The following is a 16041-nucleotide window of genomic DNA, read 5'->3' on the forward strand; positions in this document are numbered from 1 at the left end:
GGTTGAGGGGAGGATAGGATTTCTGTCGCTGAAAAGGGAAGGGAGACGCTCCCTTCCCCGATATTGGTCGCTCGATCAGCCGTACTGATAATCAAGCTGCCGGGCGTTCATCTGGCCGTTGTCCGCATAGGGCATGTAGTCCGTCATCAGCTTCCGGTAGGCGAGGAAGCTTTCGGTGATGCGCTTGACCAGCTCGTCGTCGCTGGCGCGCAGGTCCTCGATCACTTCGCCGGCCGCGTTGCCCATGGCGACCATGACGTCGTCGGGCAGCTTGCGCACCTTCACGTCGTGTTCGCTGACCAGCTGGGTCAGGGCCTGGGCGTGCCTGGTGTTGTACTCGGTGAGGACGTCGTTGTAGAGGCTGGCGCAGGCGCGCTGCACGGCTTCCTTCAGGTCGTCCGGCAGGTCCTCATAGGCGCTCAGGTTGACCGCGCATTCTTCCGCCGAAGACGGCTCGCCGACACCGGGCCAGTAGTAGTTCTTGGCGATCTGGTAGTAGCCGAGTGCGCTGTCCGTCCACGGGCCGATGAATTCGCCGGCATCCAGTGCGCCGGACTGCAGCGCCTGGAACATGGCCGGGCCGCTCATGGCCTGTACCGCCATGCCCAGCTTGGTGCACATTTCGGAGGCCAGACCGGTGGAGCGGAACTTCAGGCCCTTCAGGTCGTCCACGCTGGTGATCTCGTTGCGGAACCAGCCGGCCCATTGCGGACCGGAATTGCCGCACAGGAACGGCTTCAGGTTGAAGCGCGCGTAGATCTCGTCATAAAGCGCCTGGCCGCCGCCATGGATCATCCAGCCGGCCTGTTCCGGCGCCGTCAGGCCGAAGGGCTGGGAGCCGAACAGCAGGATGCCCTTGGACTTGGAGCCCCAATAGGCCGGAACGGCGTGATAGAGCTCGGCCGTTCCCTCGCCGACCGCGTCGAAGACGCCGTTGCCGGGAACGATTTCACCGGCCGCGAACAGCTTGACCTCGATACGGCCGCCGGACAGCGCGGTGATGCGGTCCGCAAGCATCTGGGCGGCGACGCCCGGGCCGGGCAGGTTCTTCGGCCAAGCGGTGACCATGCGCCACTGGCGCACGTCCTGCGCGATGGCGGGAGCCGCCAGAGTGGAGGCCGCGGCGGCGACGGTGCCGGTGGCACCGGCTTTCAGAAAATCACGTCTTTTCATAACTGGTTCCCTCTTGTCAGGTTGCGGTCCGGAGCGTCCTGCCATTTTAGTTGCTCTTCAGGATTGCCGGCAGGTTCAGCCCCTGTTCTTTCGCGCATTCCAGCGCGATCTCGTAACCGGCATCGGCGTGACGCATCACGCCGGTGGCCGGGTCGTTCCAAAGCACGCGTTCGATGCGGCGGTCGGCGTCTTCCGTGCCGTCGCAGCAGATGACCATGCCCGAATGCTGGGAGAAGCCCATGCCGACGCCGCCGCCATGGTGCAGCGACACCCAGGTCGCGCCGGAGGCGGTGTTCAGGAGAGCGTTCAGCAGCGGCCAGTCGGAGACGGCATCCGAGCCGTCCTGCATCGCCTCGGTCTCGCGGTTGGGCGAGGCGACTGAGCCGCTGTCGAGGTGATCGCGGCCGATCACGATCGGTGCCTTCAGCTCACCGCTCCGAACCATCTCGTTGAAGGCAAGGCCGAGGCGGTGGCGCTGGCCGAGGCCGACCCAGCAGATGCGCGCCGGCAGGCCCTGGAAGGATATGCGTTCCCTGGCCATGTCCAGCCAGTTGTGCAGGTGCGGATCGTCAGGGATCAGTTCCTTCACCTTGGCGTCGGTCCTGTAGATATCCTCCGGGTCGCCGGAAAGGGCGCACCAGCGGAACGGGCCGATGCCCCGGCAGAACAGCGGGCGGATATAGGCCGGCACGAAGCCCGGGAAGGCGAAGGCGTTTTCGAGGCCCTCTTCCAGCGCCACCTGGCGGATGTTGTTGCCGTAGTCGAGGGTCGGAACGCCCTGGTTCCAGAAGTCGACCATCGCCGCGACATGCACTTTCATGGAGGCGCGGGCGGCTTTTTCCACCGCCTTCGGGTCGGTTTCCGCCCTGGCGCGCCATTCGGCCACGGTCCAGCCCTGGGGCAGGTAGCCGTTGACCGGGTCGTGTGCGGAGGTCTGGTCGGTGACGATATCCGGCTTGACGCCGCGCCTGACCAGCTCCGGGAAGACGTCGGCCGCGTTGCCGATCAGGGCAACGGATTTCGCCTCGCCGGCCTTGGTCCAGCGGCCGATCATCTCCAGCGCTTCGTCGAGAGAGTGGGTCTTTTCGTCGACATAACGGGTGCGCAGGCGGAAGTCGGCGCTCTTCTCGTCGCACTCGACTGCCAGGCAGCAGGCACCGGCCATGACGGCCGCCAGCGGCTGGGCGCCGCCCATGCCGCCGAGACCGCCGGTCAGGATCCAGCGGCCGTTGAGGTTGCCGTCATAATGGCGGCGGCCGGCTTCCATGAAGGTTTCATAGGTGCCCTGAACGATGCCCTGCGTGCCGATATAGATCCACGAGCCGGCGGTCATCTGGCCGTACATGGCCAGGCCCTTCTTGTCGAGCTCGTGGAAATGGTCCCAGGTCGCCCAGTTCGGCACCAGGTTGGAATTGGCGATCAGCACGCGCGGCGCGTCCTTGTGGGTGCGGAAAACGCCGACCGGCTTGCCGGACTGGACCAGCAGGGTCTCGTCATCTTCCAGCTGCTTGAGGCTGGCAACGATGCGGTCGAAATCCTCCCACGTGCGGGCGGCGCGGCCGATGCCGCCATAGACGACCAGCTCATGCGGATTTTCGGCGACATCCGGATGAAGGTTGTTCATCAGCATGCGCAACGGGGCTTCGGTCAGCCAGGATTTCGCATTGAGCTGCGTACCCGTCGGCGGAAAGACGTCGCGGGCATTGTGACGGCGATCAACCATCGTTCGCTCCCAGGTTGGGTTGTTGTTTTGTTTGGTGTTTCAGCGGTCCCGCAAGGTTCGTTGAGTCCATTTGAACCAGATGAATCCGCTGCCCAGGCCTAGTAGCCCCGGGATAGTCAGGTAGTCCGAAATCGCGAGAAACGTGCTGCTCAGGGGATCTGCTGGCAAGCAGTCTTCGCCGCATTTCAATGCGATGCCCAACAATTCGAGCCATATCCCGAAATAGAAGAAAATTCCCGCGACGGCCAATATCAGAAGTGTGGCAAGCAACTTCCTCTCTCGTCGGCAGTAGTAAGCTTTCAATCCTATCCAGAAGAGCAGAAAGAGGGCTGGAACCAGCAAGACCCAAAATGCACTGTAGCCGAACGACCAGCGTTCTTGGTTGCTGTCTATGGGGCACTTTGAGCAGCCATCGAGTGCAACGGCTGAGATTAAGAGAGCCACGAGGTTCAACAGCACAAGCAAGAAGTAGGGGAGTGCGCGCGCTGCAAGACGCAGGAGAGACATGACGTAATGCCTTAATCGCTGAAATAGTCCAAGACACTTCATTTGCAGCCAAAGGTGTTGCCATCATGTCTGTTCAGCTCTCCGTGGCAGATCAGATGCAATGGTTTCCAGCGCGCTCAGGATAGCCTTAAGATGCATGCGAAGGCGGGCGGCCTTTTCCTCGTCATAGGCAAAGGGCGTGTCTTCGCTGGCAAGATGGGTCTTTTGCGCCAGTTCCATCTGGATGGCGTGGAAGCCTTCGCTCGGGCGGCCATAGTGGCGCGTCGTCCAGCCGCCCTTGAAGCGGCCGTTCAGAACGGATGAGTAGCCTTCGGCAGCGGCCGTGCGGGCCACGACGGCGGCCTCGATCTCCGGGTCGCAGGTGGTGCCGTTATTGGTGCCGGTGTTGAAGTCCGGCAATGTGCCGTCAAATAGGAACGGCACGACGGACCGGATGGAATGGCAGTCGTAGAGGATGGCGATACCATGCTTCGCCTTCACCCGTTCCAGCTCGGCTTGAAGGGCCTCATGGTAGGGCGCGTGCCAGGTGCGACGGCGGGTTTCGATCTCGTCCGCGTCCGGTTCCGTGCCTGCATGATAGATGGGGCGGCCGTCGAAATCGGTTGTCGGGCAGAGCGTCGTCGTGTTCTGGCCCGGATAGAGGCTGACGCCTTGCGGATCCCGGTTGGCATCGATCACGTAGCGGTGGAAATTGGCCTTCACCATACTCGCGCCGGCAAGGAGGCCGGAATAGAGCCGGTCCACATGCCAGTCCGTATCGGCAAGTTTCCGGCCCGTCTCGTTGAGGCGCGCCCAGATGTCGTCCGGCACGAACGTGCCTGCATGGGGAACGCCAAGGACGATGGGTCTATCCCCGCGATAAACCTCAACCGGCTGCATGGCTGCCTCCAAGTCCGATCATGTAGTCTTCGGAAAGGATCGCGACCAGCGCCCGTGAGCGGATCAGGCCGGCGGCCGTGTCCAGGTCCGGCGCCATGTAGCGGTCCTTGTCGAGGGGCGGCACGGCTTCGCGGAGCCTGGCGATGACCGACTGGAGCGGTGTGCTGGTCTTCAGCGGGGCGCGGTGCTCGATGCCCTCGGCGCCGCACAGCAGTTCCACGCCGAGGATCTGCGCAAGATTGGCGATCATGCGGCCGAGGCGGCGCGCGCCGTGGGCGGCCATGGAGACATGGTCTTCCTGGTTGGCGCTGGTCGGCGTCGAGTCGGTCGAGCAGGGATTGGCCAGATGCTTGTTCTCGCTCATCAGCGCTGCCGTGGTGACTTCCGCGATCATCATGCCTGAATTGAGGCCTGGGTCCCTGGCGAGGAACGGCGGCAGGTCGAAGGACAGGGTCGGGTCGACCATCAGCGCCACCCGGCGCTGCGAGATCGCGCCGAGCTCGGCGATTGCCAGGGCGATCTGGTCGGCGGCGAAGGCGACGGGTTCGGCGTGGAAATTGCCGCCGGAGACGATCCGGTCCGCATCGATCAGCACCAGCGGATTGTCGGTCGCAGCGTTTGCCTCGATTTCCAGCGTCCTGGCCGCCATGCGCAACAGGTCGACACAGGCGCCGGCGACCTGCGGCTGGCAGCGGATGCAATAGGGATCCTGGACCCGGACGTCTCCCTCGCGGTGGCTCTCGCGGATTTCCGAGCCCTCCATGATCGTGCGCATGGCGCGGGCGACCTCGATCTGGCCGAGATGGCCGCGCAACTCGTGGATCTCCGGCAGGAGCGGGGCGGTGGAGCCCATGATGGCGTCGGTGGAAAGGCTTGCGGTCACCAGCGTTGCCTCGGCAAGCCGCCATGCATCGAAGAGGGCGGTCAGCGCGCAGGCGGTGGAGAACTGCGTGCCGTTGATGAGGCCGAGACCTTCCTTCGGTCCGAGGACGACCGGCGTCAGGCCGGCCTTGGCAAGGGCCTCGCCGCCCGGCATGCGCACTCCGCCGAACTCGGCTTCGCCTTCGCCGATCAGCACGGCGGTCATGTGCGCGAGCGGGGCAAGGTCGCCGGATGCGCCGACGGAGCCCTGGGCGGGAATGACGGGGGTAACGCCCTTTTCAAGGCAGTCCTCGATCAGCTTCATGACTTTGAGACGCACACCCGACGCACCGCGGCCGAGGGAGAGCAGTTTCAGGGCCATCATCAGCCGTGTGGTGGTCCGGTCGAGGGCCTCGCCGACACCGCAGCAATGGGACAGGATCAGGTTGCGCTGCAGGGTTTCGGTGTCCTCCGGTGCGATCTTGACGCTGGCGAGCTTGCCGAAACCGGTGTTGACGCCGTAGACCGCCACGCTGCCCCGGGCTGCCTCGGCCACCCGCTCGGCGGCCAGATTGATCGCCGCTTCCGCTGACCTGTCGATACGCACGGGAAGCTCTTCCCGGTAGATGCGTTCCAGATCCGCCAGGTTTGCCGTGCCCGGCGTCAGGATGAGCGTGCTCATTCAGAGCCTCCGAAGATGCGCTTGTGAAGGGAATTGAAGCCGATCCGGTAGGAAAGTTCGGCCGGATGACTGACGTTCCAGACGGCGAGATCCGCCCGCTTGCCGGCTTCCAGCGTGCCCTGGCCGTCAAGACCCAGAGCCCTTGCAGCTTCCCGGGTGACGCCGGCCAGCGCCTCCTCGGGCGTCATGCGGAACAGCGTGCAGCCCATGTTCAGCGTGAGCAGCAAAGAGGCGAGGGGGAAGAGCCCGGATTGCAGTCGGTCGCCAGGGCGACCGGTACGTTGTGGGCGCGCAAGAGATCCAGCGGTGGCTGTTGCGTCTCGCGCAGCGTGTAGAAGGCGCCGGGCAGGAGCACGGCCACCGAGCCGCTTGCCGCCATGGCCTTGATGCCCGCTTCATCGAGATATTCCAGATGATCGGCGGACAGCGCGCCGTAAGAGGCGGCGAGCGCCGCGCCACCCAGATTGGAAAGCTGTTCGGCATGCAGTTTCACCGGCAGGCCAAGTTCCTTCGCCTTGTCGAAGACGCGGGCGATCTGCTCCGGTGAAAAGGCGATGCCCTCGCAGAACCCGTCGACCGCATCGACAAGGCCCTCCGCATGGGCGGCCTCGAGCGTCGGCAGGCAGACTTCCGTCAGGTAGGCGTCGGCCCGGTTCTTGTATTCGGGCGGGATCGCATGGGCGCCGAGGAAACTGGTCCTGACGAGGACCGGCCGCTCCTTGCCGATCCGCCGGGCGGCGCGCAGCATGCGCAGTTCGGTGTCCCTGTCGAGCCCGTAACCGGACTTGATCTCGATGGCGGTGACGCCTTCGCCGATCAGCGTATCGACACGGGGAAGGGCGGCCTGGAACAGGTCGTCTTCGCTGGCGGAGCGGGTTGCCGACACGGTCGAGACGATGCCGCCGCCGGCCCGGGCCACTTCCTCATAGGTGGCGCCCTGCAAGCGCATTTCGAATTCCCGCGCCCGGTCGCCGCCGAACACCACATGGGTGTGGCAGTCGATCAGGCCCGGGGTCACCAGCCGGCCGTCGAGGTCTTCCGCGTGCAGGGCGGAGTAGCGGAAGGGAAGGTGCGCTGCCTCGCCGATCCAGGCGATCGTATCGCCCACGATCGCCAGTGCGCCGCCGTCAATCAGGCCATAGGGCTCCCCGTTCCCGGTGAGGGTTGCCAGCCTGGCATTGGTGAGGAGGCGTTGAGACACGGACCATCTCCGGCTTGATTAGATTGCGTTATAGGATAATATGCATGCACATATTAACGTGTCAACGGAGGAAAAGGCGGCATGTCGACAGTTTCTGGCGCGACCATATTTGCGGAACAGGCGCTCCTGGCCGACGGCTGGGCGGAAAATGTCGCCGTTACCGTGGGCGCGGACGGCAGGATTTCCGCCGTTGAGCGCAATGCCGCCGCCAGAGGCGAACGCGTCGGCATTCTGCTTCCGGCCCCCGTCAACCTGCACAGCCATGCCTTTCAGCGGGCGATGGCGGGCATGAGCGAGCGGCGCGGCAGCGAGGCCCGCGACAGTTTCTGGACCTGGCGGCAGATCATGTTCCGCTTTCTGGATGCGTTGACGCCGGAGGATGTCGAAGCGATCGCCGCCTTCGTGCAGATGGAAATGCTGGAAGCCGGCTATGCGGCGGTCGGCGAATTCCACTATCTGCACCACCAGCCCGGCGGGACGCCATATGACAACCTTGCCGAACTCTCGGACCGGATCATGGCGGCAGCCGGCGAGACGGGCATCGGCCTCACCCATCTGCCGGTCCTCTACCAGTATGGCGGCTGCGACAGGCGTCCGCTGGCGCCGGGGCAGATCCGGTTCGGCAACGATTTCGACCGGTTCGCCAGGCTCCACGAACTGGCTGCACAACGCCTGAAATTCCTGCCCGCCGACGCGGTGATCGGCGTTGCCCCGCATTCCCTGCGCGCCGTCGACGCGGAAGGTCTTGGCAATGCCGTAGCGCTTGCCGGCAACAAACCCTTGCATATGCATCTGGCCGAGCAGGTTGCGGAAGTCGAGGAGGTGCTGGAGGCGACGGGCAAGCGCCCTGTCGAATGGCTGCTTGCCAATCATCGGGCCCAGGAAAACTGGTGCCTGATCCACTGCACGCAGATGACCCCGGCAGAGACGCAGGGGCTTGCCGCGACGGGCGCTGTCGCGGGACTTTGCCCGATCACCGAGTCGAGCCTCGGGGACGGTATCTTCGACGGGGTCGAATACCTGGCGCAAGGCGGCCGCTTCGGCATCGGCTCGGATTCCAACATCCGGATCTCGCTGTCGGAGGAACTCAGGACCCTGGAATACTCCCAGCGGCTGCGCGACAAGTGCCGCGCCTCGGTGGCAACGCCGGAAAAATCCACCGGCCGGGTGCTGTTCGAGGGGGCGGTCCAGGGCGGTACACAGGCGACGGGACGGGCGTCCGGCTCCATAGCCGAGGGCCGCCATGCCGATCTTCTTGCCCTTGATGGCACGGCGATCGACCTGGGAGGCCGGCAGGGCGATGAAATCCTCGATGCCTACCTGTTCGCGGGCGACGACCGGATGGTTTCCGACGTCTGGTCTGCGGGGCGGCATGTTGTTTCGGATGGAAACCATGTAAAAGGCGACGCCATCCGGGCCGGCTACAGGGCTGTCATCGCCTCGCTTCGCGCGCGTCTTTAACGGGATTGATTGAAAGTTGACGGTAACCGATACAAATTCCTGGACCGGCATTCGCACCGAACTTCTGCGCCGGATTCACGACCGGATCTGGCAGCCGGGCGAGCGGATCCCCCATGAAGCGGATCTCGCCGAGGAATTCGGCTGCGCCCGCACGACCGTCAACCGCGCCCTGCGGGACCTGGCCGAAAGCGGTCTCGTCGTGCGCAAGCGCCGGGCGGGAACGCGCGTCGCGCTCAATCCGCCCCAGCGGGCGACGCTGACCATTCCGATCATCCGCGAGGAAGTGGAGGCTCTTGGCCGCAAATACCGTCACAGCCTCCTGGAACGGGACCTGAGACCCCTGCCGCCAATGCTGCATGGCGCCTTCCAGGTCTCTCTCGGCGCGGACGTATTGTTCCTGAAAACGCTGCATTTCGCCGATGATCGGCCCTATGCGTTCGAAGAGCGGTACATCAACCTGGAAGCGGCACCGACCGCGCGCGAGGAGACATTCGCCAGGATCAGCGCCAACGAGTGGCTGGTGCACAACGCGCCCTACAGCCACGGAGATATTTCCCTCTTCGCGCTGAATGCCGACGAAACCCTGTCGCGCAAGCTCGATACCACCCCCGGGACCGCCCTGTTCGCTATCGAGCGCATCACCTGGGCGGGGGGCGTTCCCATCACCCATGTCCGCCTGATCTTCGCGCCCGGCTACCGGATGCGGACGGAGATTTGAGGCCGGGCGGCCTGCGGGCAGGAAAAAGCCGCCCCCTTGCGAGGGGCGGCCGATATTCGCGGATAAACGGCCGGAGCCTAATCGACGATCGACCCTTCCTCGTCCTTGGCCATGCGGCGCATGCGTGCCTTGACGAACCTGCCGACGACGATCGGCAGGATGAAGCCGATGGCGGCAAGACTCCACAGGCCGATGGAGAGCGGGCTGTCGATCAGGGCGGTCCAGTCGCCGTTCCTGATGGTGATGGCGCGGCGCAGGTTGTTCTCCATCGCGTTGCCGAGCAGGGTTCCCAGAATGATCGGGACGAGCGGCACGTCGAGCTTGCGCAAGACCCAGCCCATGACGCCGAAGCCCACCATCACCATCAGGTCGAAGGTCGAGCCGGAGATGCCGTAGATCCCGACGAAGCTGACCATCGCGACGATCGGCATCAGGATGCGCGGCGGGATCAGCAGGACGCGGGTGAACAGGCCGATCATCGGGATGTTCATGGCCAGCAGCATGAAGTTGGCGATGAACAGCGCCGCGATCAGGCCCCAGACCACTTCCGGCTGCTGCGTGAACAGCAGCGGGCCGGGCGTGATGTTGAGGGCCAGCAGGACGGCGAGAAGGACGGCCGTGGTGCCGGAGCCCGGCACGCCGAGCGCGAGCATGGGCACCAGAGCGCCGCCGGCGGCCGCGTTGTTGCCGGCCTCGGGGGCTGCGACGCCGCGCGGGTCGCCCTTGCCGAACGTGCCTTCCTTGTCCACCAGCTTCTTTTCGAACGTGTAGGCGATAAACGAGCCGAGCGAGGCGCCGGCGCCCGGCAGGACGCCCGCGAGGAAGCCCAGGAAGCTCGTGCGCAGCATGGTCGGGATGCAGGACTTCACCACCGCCCAGCTCGGCATCAGGCGGCCGATGACCACCTTGCTGCCCTTGGCATCCGAGTCGCCGTGGCGGTGCTCCAGGAAAAGGAACACTTCGGACAGGGCAAAGAGGCCGACGATGGCGACGAGGAAGTCGATGCCGTCGTAAAGATGCACTTCGCCGAAAGTGAAGCGCGGCACACCGGTCTGGGTATCGACGCCGACCGTGGCAAGGCCGATGCCGAGCGCGGCCGCGAAGGCGGTCTTGGCCTGGTTGGAGGAGGCCACGCCGCCGAGGGTCGCGAAGGCGAGGGTGAAGAGGGCGAAGTATTCGGCCGGCCCGAACAGCAGAGCGATCTTGACCAGCTGCGGGGCCAGCAGGATCAGGCCCCAGGTGGCCAGGAACGCGCCGACGAAGGAGGCAATGCCCGACAGCGACAGGGCCTCTCCCGCCCGGCCCTGCTGGGCCATCGGATACCCGTCCAGACAGGTCATCATGGCCGGCTCGTCACCGGGAATGTTCAAGAGGATCGATGAGATACGCCCCCCGTACATGGCGCCGTAATAGACGGACGTCAGCAGGATCAGGGACGGCGTGGCGCCGAGCCCGAGCGTGAAGGCGAGCGGGATCAGGATGGCAACGCCGTTGGACGGGCCGAGGCCCGGCAGCGCACCCATCATGGTGCCGAGAAAACAGCCCAGAAGCGCCAGCAGCAGGTTCTGCCAGGTGAGGGCGATCACGAAGCCGTCGGCCAGAGAAGAGAAGGTTTCCATGGGGCGCTCCGATCAAAAGCCGAGGGGACCCTTGGCCAGGGAAAGGCCAAGGACAAGATGGAAGACCGCATAGATCCCGACCGACGTCAGGCATCCGGAGACGGCGGACGAGATCGGAGCCGTGCCGAGGCGCCAGGTCAGGTAGGTTGCCGCAAGCGCCGTGGCGAACACGAAGCCGAGCACCGGCAACAGGTTCGCGTAAAGGAGCATCACCACAATGGCAGCGGCGACTTCCAGAAGGCGGGGCAGGGTGGGCCAGTGCGGGGCCGCATCGGGCCTCAGGATGATCGCCAGGGACGCCAGGGCGAGCACGGCGGCGATGATATAGGGAAAGGCTTTCGGGCCGACAGCGTCCGACAGAAAGCTTTCTTCGATGACAAGGGCAGACCAGGCGTATCCCAGTGCAAGGAGCAGCCCGACCGCGCCAAAAATACGGTCGCTCATGGGTACCTTCCAGCAAGCGGTCGTTACCTGGTGGGGTAGCCGCCTGAAACGGATCTATCGAAAGAGGCACGTCTCACTGTGCCACGCGAGTTTCTGACAGCCGGCGGCGCCATGATCCTCACCTGGAGGAAAGACATGGGCCTGATCTGAGGGGCAAACCTGCGGCCCTCTTGCCGAAGCGCCGCTCCACGGAGCGGCTTAGTCAGAATGCGGAGGGCACATCGGCTGTGCCCTCCGAACCGAAGACGGCAGCCTTACTTGATGATGCCGATTTCTTTCGAGATGTCCTGGATCTTCGCCACGGACTCCGAGACGAACTGCTCGAACTCTTCGCCCTGCAGGTCGAGCGGGGCCAGGCCGTTGGCGGCCATCACGCCTTTCCACTGGTCGCTGGCATAGAGTTCAGCGATCATGCTGACCCAGCTGTTGTAGGCCTCGTCGGACATGTTGCCCGGAGCGTAGAAGCCGCGCCAGTTTGCGCCGATGGCGTCGATGCCCTGTTCCTTGGCGGTCGGGAAGTCGGCGAATTCGCCGTCCAGACGCTCCGGAGAGAGAACCGCGATCACCTTGATGTCGCCGCTGTCCACGAAGCCCTTGGCTTCGGAAAGATCGCCCGTGAAGGCCTGGACCGAGCCGGCCAGAAGCTGGGTGACGGCTTCGCCGCCGCCGTCGAAGGCGATGTACTTGATGGTGCGGACGTCCTCGATGCCGTAGGCATTCGCGGCGATCAGCACTTTCAGGTGGTCCCAGCCACCGACCGCCGAGCCGCCTGCGACGGAGATGGAAGCCGGATCGGACTTCATCTGGTCGAGCAGTTCGGGCAGCGTGTTGATCGGGCTGTCGGCCGCAACGGCAATCACGCCGTAGTCAGCACCCACGGTGGCGACCCAGCGGACCTGATCCATGGTGTTGCCCGGATAGGCGCCCTGGGCGAGACGGGTCGCGGTCGCGGTGGAAGCCGCGACGATCAGGTCGTTGCTGTCGTTGCGCTTGTTGACCACTTCGGCATAGGCCACGCCGCCGCCGCCGCCTGCCAGGTTTACGACCTGCATGGTCGTGTCGATGAGTTTGAGATCCTGCAGGGTCTTGCCGACCTGACGGCAGGTGAAGTCCCAGCCGCCGCCCGGGTTGGCCGGCGCGATACATTCCGGATTTTCCGGCTTGTAATCCTGAGCTGAGACGCTGAATGCGGATGCGCCAAGGAAGGCGGCCGCCAGCAGGAGACGGGTCGTTTTCAATGCCATGATGTGTTTCCTCCACATGATGAGGCTTTTGGTGAGCCTTTGAGATCCGTTGTGCCGCAGAAGACCGCGATCCCTCCCAACGGATGTCAGGCAAGCCTAGCGACAAACCCTGTCATCAACCTGTCACGCGGGCCGGCAATGTGCCGGGACGCTTGCATGGAAGCAAAATGCGGGGCAAAGGAAAGGAGGGGGAGGAATATAGCGTTGCGCCTGTTGCTCGTTGAAGACACCTTTGACATGGCCGAAGCGATCATGATCCGCCTGGACCGGTCGGGGATCGCCTGCGATCTGGCCCGGACGCTGGAACAGGCGCGCGCCTGTATCGGGGTGCAGCACTATGACGTGATCGTTCTGGACATCAACCTGCCGGACGGGCTCGGGACCGAGCTTCTGAAGGAAATGCGGTCGAGAGGCGACCGGACGCCGGTCCTGATGCTGACGGCCGAATTTTCCGTGGACGATCGCGTCTCGTCGCTGAATTCGGGAGCGGACGATTATCTCGTCAAACCGTTCGACCACAGGGAACTGGAAGCCCGCATCCGGGCGCTCTACCGCAGGGAACAAGGGGACAAGGCCGAGGAACTGACACTTGGCAACCTGACGTTCAACGCCTCCGCCCGCGTGGTCAGGCTGGAGGACAGTCCGATCAACCTGACACGACGGGAGTTCTCGCTTCTGGAGATCCTGATCCGCAACCGGGGCCGGACGGTCAGCAAGGAGCGGCTGTTCGAGGGCATTTTCAGCTTTGACGACACCGATGTCAGCATGAACGCGCTGGAACTCTACGTTGCGCGCCTGCGCAAAAAGCTCGCTGGCAGCTCGATCCGGATCGAGACCCAGCGGGGGCTCGGCTACAAGCTGGACGCCGATGCCTGATTTTGCCCGCAGGTTGGAGACCACATCGCTCAAGGCCCGTGTCGCCCTGGGGATGGCGCTGCTTCTGGTGATCGGCGGCGTGATCGTCTCCATTGCCGCCTTTGCCTATGGCCGGGAAGCCGCCCGAAGCGCCTATGACAGGCTGCTGCTGGGGGCGGCAAACGACATCGCATCGGCGATCACCGTGCGGGACGGCAGGCCGGCAATCAATCTCCCCGTGCCTGCCTTCGAGCTTCTGGAATTCGCGCCGGACGACCGGATCGGCTACCGGATCATCGGGCCGGACGGCGAGACCCTGACCGGATATGACGAAATCGCCTTGCCGTCCGGCCGTCGGGACTTCGACGAAGGTTTCTTCGACGGCAGCTTTTTCGGCGAGCCCGCCCGTTTCGCCGTCGTGCCCCGCCGCTTCGCCGAGCGGACCTTGAACGGCACGGTGAAGGTGGTGGTCGGACAGACCCTGCTCGCCCGCAATGCCATGGCCTACGAGATCACCCGCAACGCGCTCTTCGTGTTGGCGGCATCCGGACTTGCGATGGCGCTGCTGGCCGCGCTGGTGGTCAGATCGGTTCTGAGACCTCTGGAGAAGATCGCCGGAGGACTGTCCGCCCGCGATCCCCATGACCTGACGCCCGTCGATACCGCCGTTCCCCGGGAAACGGCCGTGATGATCCACGCGCTGAACGGTTTCATGGCGCGGCTCGACCGGCAGATGAATTCCATGCGCCACCTGATTTCCGACACCGCCCATCAGCTCAGGACGCCCGTCGCGGCGCTGCGGGCTCAGGCGGATCTTTTTTCGGAGGAAACGGATCTGGGCCGCAAGGAAAAGATCGTCGAACGGCTCCAGACCCGGACCGGCAGCCTCGGAAGGTTGCTGGATCAGATGCTGGCCCAGGCGCTTGTGATCCATCGTGGCGACAGTGCCCGGCGCGAACGGGTGGATCTGCGCGACATTGCCCTCGATCTGTTCGAGGAAGGCGATCATGCGGTTCTTTACCCGGACACGGATGTGATGCTGGAGATCGGCGAGGTTCCCGTCAGGGTCCTGGCGGACGAGCTGTCCCTGAAAGAGGCGCTGAAGAACCTTTTGGGCAACGCGCTCCGCTACGGCCGGTCTCCCGTCCGGGTCGGTGCGTCCCTCGAGAAGGGCAAGGCGGCCATCTGGGTTGAGGATTCGGGCAGCGGACCGGGGGAGGAGATCCTGGCCGGGATCGGCGCGCGGTTCAACAAGGGCGTCCTTTCCCGCCAGACCGGATCGGGGCTCGGTCTGGCCATCGCCCATTCGGTGGCCGTTTCCTTTGGCGGAAACCTCGTCCTGGAAAACACCTCCGAGAACCGGTTCCGGGCGGCACTGGTCTTCGAAGCCCTTGCGGAGAAAGCTTCATGAGGATGCTTGCGGCACCATTCCGCGGCCTTTTCGCATGTGCCGTATTCCTCCTGTCCGGCGGTCTTTGCGCGGCTCAGGAAATCATCGAGACGTTCGGCTCGGAAAACGCGCGGCAGACGGTTCTGCTGAGGTCGACGACCGACATTGCCGTTTTCGGCCCCGTGGTGGAAGCTTTCCTGAAATCGAGACCGGATATCCGGCTGCGCTTCGAGCAGTGGGGGTCGAACGACCTCTACGAACTGACCCGCACCGAGTGTCACGACGGGGCGACAGGGGCCGATATCGTCGTCAGTTCGGCCGTCCACCAGATGGTGCGGCTGGTCAACGAAGCCTGCGCCGCCCCCTACCGCTCGCGGCTCACAGGGCAGCTGCCCGACGCGCTCAGTTGGCGGGACGAGCTGTGGGGAATCACCCGCGAGCCTGCCGTCATCGTCTATAATCGGGATCTGGTTCCGCCCGGCGATGTCCCCCGGACACGCTTCGACCTGCTTGATCTTCTCAGGCCGTTCGACACGCCCTATGCGGGACGGATCGCGACCTACGACATCGAGGAGTCGGGGCTCGGCTACCTGTTTGCCTTTGCCGATGCCCAGGAAGCGTCGACCTTCGGTGCCTTGCAGGAATCCTTCGGCAGGTCGCGGACCGTTTCCACCTGTTGTTCGGCGGAAATCATCCAGGGCGTCGCCGAAGGCCGCTATCTGATGGCCTATAACGTGCTCGGCTCCTATGCCCAGGATTTCCAGCAGCGCGACGAGCGGATCGGCATCGTCCTGCCCTCCGACTACACGCTGGTCCTGTCGCGCGCCCTGATGATCCCGAAACAGGCAAAGAATAAACTACCGGCCAAGGAGTTTCTGGATTTCCTGCTGTCGCCGGAAGGAACGTTCGAGCTGCAGAAGGCGTTGCTGATCAGCCCCCTGCTGGAAACGGAGGAAGGCACCGAGGGCGAAGGCCTGAGCCCGACAGCACTGCGCCCGATCGATCTCTCCCCCTCGCTCATGGTGGCCCTCGACGCAATGACCCGGGACGCCTTCCTGAGACGCTGGCGGACAACCTTTCCGGCACCATGAGAGGGCAGGGAGTGGGTTTTGGTGGCGCGCCGGCGCGTACCCACTTCATGAGAGTTCTATGGCCGGGCACGGAGGGCCTGCCTGCAAGTCCATCATCCGCTTCGGCAAGTGGGCCAGCGAGTAGGCCCCGGCTCTGCGCTGCGCTGGGTCGGGGTGACCCGTGTGGCTGGACGCACGGACGCGGGATGTTTCA

At 64.5% G+C, this 16041-nt stretch carries 13 protein-coding genes and 1 pseudogene; 5 read left to right on the forward strand and 9 right to left on the reverse strand.

Annotation, left to right across the window (positions count from 1 at the left end):
* Window positions 1–75: 75 nt before the first annotated feature.
* From ON753_RS24885 to hutI, 6 genes and pseudogenes are all read right to left on the reverse strand, one after another.
* A complete protein-coding gene (locus ON753_RS24885; protein WP_265966583.1) occupies window positions 76–1173 on the reverse strand; it encodes a TRAP transporter substrate-binding protein in 1098 nt (365 codons plus the stop codon).
* Window positions 1174–1219: 46 nt separating this feature from the next.
* Window positions 1220–2896 (reverse strand): urocanate hydratase, encoded by a 1677-nt coding sequence (hutU, locus tag ON753_RS24890; protein WP_265966585.1) that lies wholly within the window; start codon window positions 2894–2896, stop codon window positions 1220–1222.
* Between the two features lie 39 nt (window positions 2897–2935).
* Entirely contained in the window at window positions 2936–3403 is a 468-nt protein-coding gene (locus tag ON753_RS24895) for a hypothetical protein (protein ID WP_265966587.1), read from the reverse strand.
* 63 nt (window positions 3404–3466) lie between these two features.
* Complete coding sequence (hutG, locus tag ON753_RS24900) at window positions 3467–4282, reverse strand: N-formylglutamate deformylase (RefSeq protein ID WP_265966589.1); 816 nt, start codon at window positions 4280–4282, stop codon at window positions 3467–3469.
* Window positions 4269–5825 carry a histidine ammonia-lyase gene (hutH, locus tag ON753_RS24905; RefSeq protein ID WP_265966591.1) on the reverse strand — a complete coding sequence of 519 codons (1557 nt, stop codon included), beginning with the start codon at window positions 5823–5825 and terminating at the stop codon, window positions 4269–4271. The genes hutG and hutH overlap by 14 nt, the downstream gene beginning before the upstream one ends.
* Window positions 5822–7026 (reverse strand): annotated as a pseudogene (gene hutI, locus ON753_RS24915) (imidazolonepropionase). Before hutI ends, hutH begins: the two are co-directional and overlap by 4 nt.
* Before the next feature lie 81 nt (window positions 7027–7107).
* Between hutI and ON753_RS24920 the strand changes: the two are divergent.
* Both ON753_RS24920 and ON753_RS24925 read left to right on the forward strand, forming a co-directional pair.
* A complete protein-coding gene (locus ON753_RS24920) occupies window positions 7108–8487 on the forward strand; it encodes a formimidoylglutamate deiminase (protein ID WP_265966592.1) in 1380 nt (459 codons plus the stop codon).
* A gap of 16 nt (window positions 8488–8503) precedes the next feature.
* The gene (locus ON753_RS24925) at window positions 8504–9205 is read left to right on the forward strand and encodes a GntR family transcriptional regulator (protein WP_265966594.1); all 702 of its coding nucleotides are present in this window, start codon (window positions 8504–8506) and stop codon (window positions 9203–9205) included.
* Between the two features lie 77 nt (window positions 9206–9282).
* Here ON753_RS24925 and ON753_RS24930 read toward each other — a convergent pair whose 3' ends face one another.
* The 3 genes from ON753_RS24930 to ON753_RS24940 all read right to left on the reverse strand — a co-directional run bounded on the left by ON753_RS24930 (window position 9283) and on the right by ON753_RS24940 (window position 12512).
* Entirely contained in the window at window positions 9283–10824 is a 1542-nt protein-coding gene (locus ON753_RS24930) for a tripartite tricarboxylate transporter permease (protein WP_265966596.1), read from the reverse strand.
* A 12-nt stretch (window positions 10825–10836) separates the two neighbouring features.
* Entirely contained in the window at window positions 10837–11268 is a 432-nt protein-coding gene (locus ON753_RS24935; RefSeq protein WP_265966598.1) for a tripartite tricarboxylate transporter TctB family protein, read from the reverse strand.
* 254 nt (window positions 11269–11522) lie between these two features.
* Window positions 11523–12512 (reverse strand): Bug family tripartite tricarboxylate transporter substrate binding protein, encoded by a 990-nt coding sequence (locus ON753_RS24940; RefSeq protein WP_265966599.1) that lies wholly within the window; start codon window positions 12510–12512, stop codon window positions 11523–11525.
* Between the two features lie 204 nt (window positions 12513–12716).
* Here ON753_RS24940 and ON753_RS24945 point away from each other — a divergent pair, with 204 nt between their 5' ends.
* Genes ON753_RS24945 through ON753_RS24955 form a run of 3 tightly spaced genes read left to right on the forward strand, consistent with a single transcriptional unit; the run spans window position 12717 to window position 15848 of the window.
* On the forward strand, window positions 12717–13388 hold the full coding sequence (locus ON753_RS24945) for a response regulator transcription factor (RefSeq protein ID WP_265966601.1): 672 nt from the start codon (window positions 12717–12719) through the stop codon (window positions 13386–13388).
* Entirely contained in the window at window positions 13381–14778 is a 1398-nt protein-coding gene (locus ON753_RS24950; protein ID WP_265966603.1) for a sensor histidine kinase, read from the forward strand. Before ON753_RS24945 ends, ON753_RS24950 begins: the two co-directional genes overlap by 8 nt.
* Window positions 14775–15848, forward strand: coding sequence for an ABC transporter substrate-binding protein (locus tag ON753_RS24955; RefSeq protein WP_265966605.1), 1074 nt, complete (start codon window positions 14775–14777; stop codon window positions 15846–15848). The genes ON753_RS24950 and ON753_RS24955 overlap by 4 nt, the downstream gene beginning before the upstream one ends.
* The last annotated feature ends 193 nt before the right edge of the window (window positions 15849–16041 follow it).

The sequence above is a fragment of the Roseibium salinum genome (assembly GCF_026240905.1).
In the GTDB taxonomy this organism is placed as follows: domain Bacteria; phylum Pseudomonadota; class Alphaproteobacteria; order Rhizobiales; family Stappiaceae; genus Roseibium; species Roseibium salinum.

Coding starts and splice junctions, on each gene's coding strand:
- ON753_RS24940 (WP_265966599.1), bottom strand. CDS start 12,512: ATGGCATTGAAAACGACCCGTCTCCTGCTGGCGGCCGCCTTCCTTGGC.
- hutH (WP_265966591.1), bottom strand. CDS start 5,825: ATGAGCACGCTCATCCTGACGCCGGGCACGGCAAACCTGGCGGATCTG.
- hutU (WP_265966585.1), bottom strand. CDS start 2,896: ATGGTTGATCGCCGTCACAATGCCCGCGACGTCTTTCCGCCGACGGGT.
- ON753_RS24955 (WP_265966605.1), top strand. CDS start 14,775: ATGAGGATGCTTGCGGCACCATTCCGCGGCCTTTTCGCATGTGCCGTA.
- ON753_RS24895 (WP_265966587.1), bottom strand. CDS start 3,403: ATGTCTCTCCTGCGTCTTGCAGCGCGCGCACTCCCCTACTTCTTGCTT.
- hutG (WP_265966589.1), bottom strand. CDS start 4,282: ATGCAGCCGGTTGAGGTTTATCGCGGGGATAGACCCATCGTCCTTGGC.
- ON753_RS24950 (WP_265966603.1), top strand. CDS start 13,381: ATGCCTGATTTTGCCCGCAGGTTGGAGACCACATCGCTCAAGGCCCGT.
- ON753_RS24935 (WP_265966598.1), bottom strand. CDS start 11,268: ATGAGCGACCGTATTTTTGGCGCGGTCGGGCTGCTCCTTGCACTGGGA.
- ON753_RS24885 (WP_265966583.1), bottom strand. CDS start 1,173: ATGAAAAGACGTGATTTTCTGAAAGCCGGTGCCACCGGCACCGTCGCC.
- ON753_RS24920 (WP_265966592.1), top strand. CDS start 7,108: ATGTCGACAGTTTCTGGCGCGACCATATTTGCGGAACAGGCGCTCCTG.
- ON753_RS24930 (WP_265966596.1), bottom strand. CDS start 10,824: ATGGAAACCTTCTCTTCTCTGGCCGACGGCTTCGTGATCGCCCTCACC.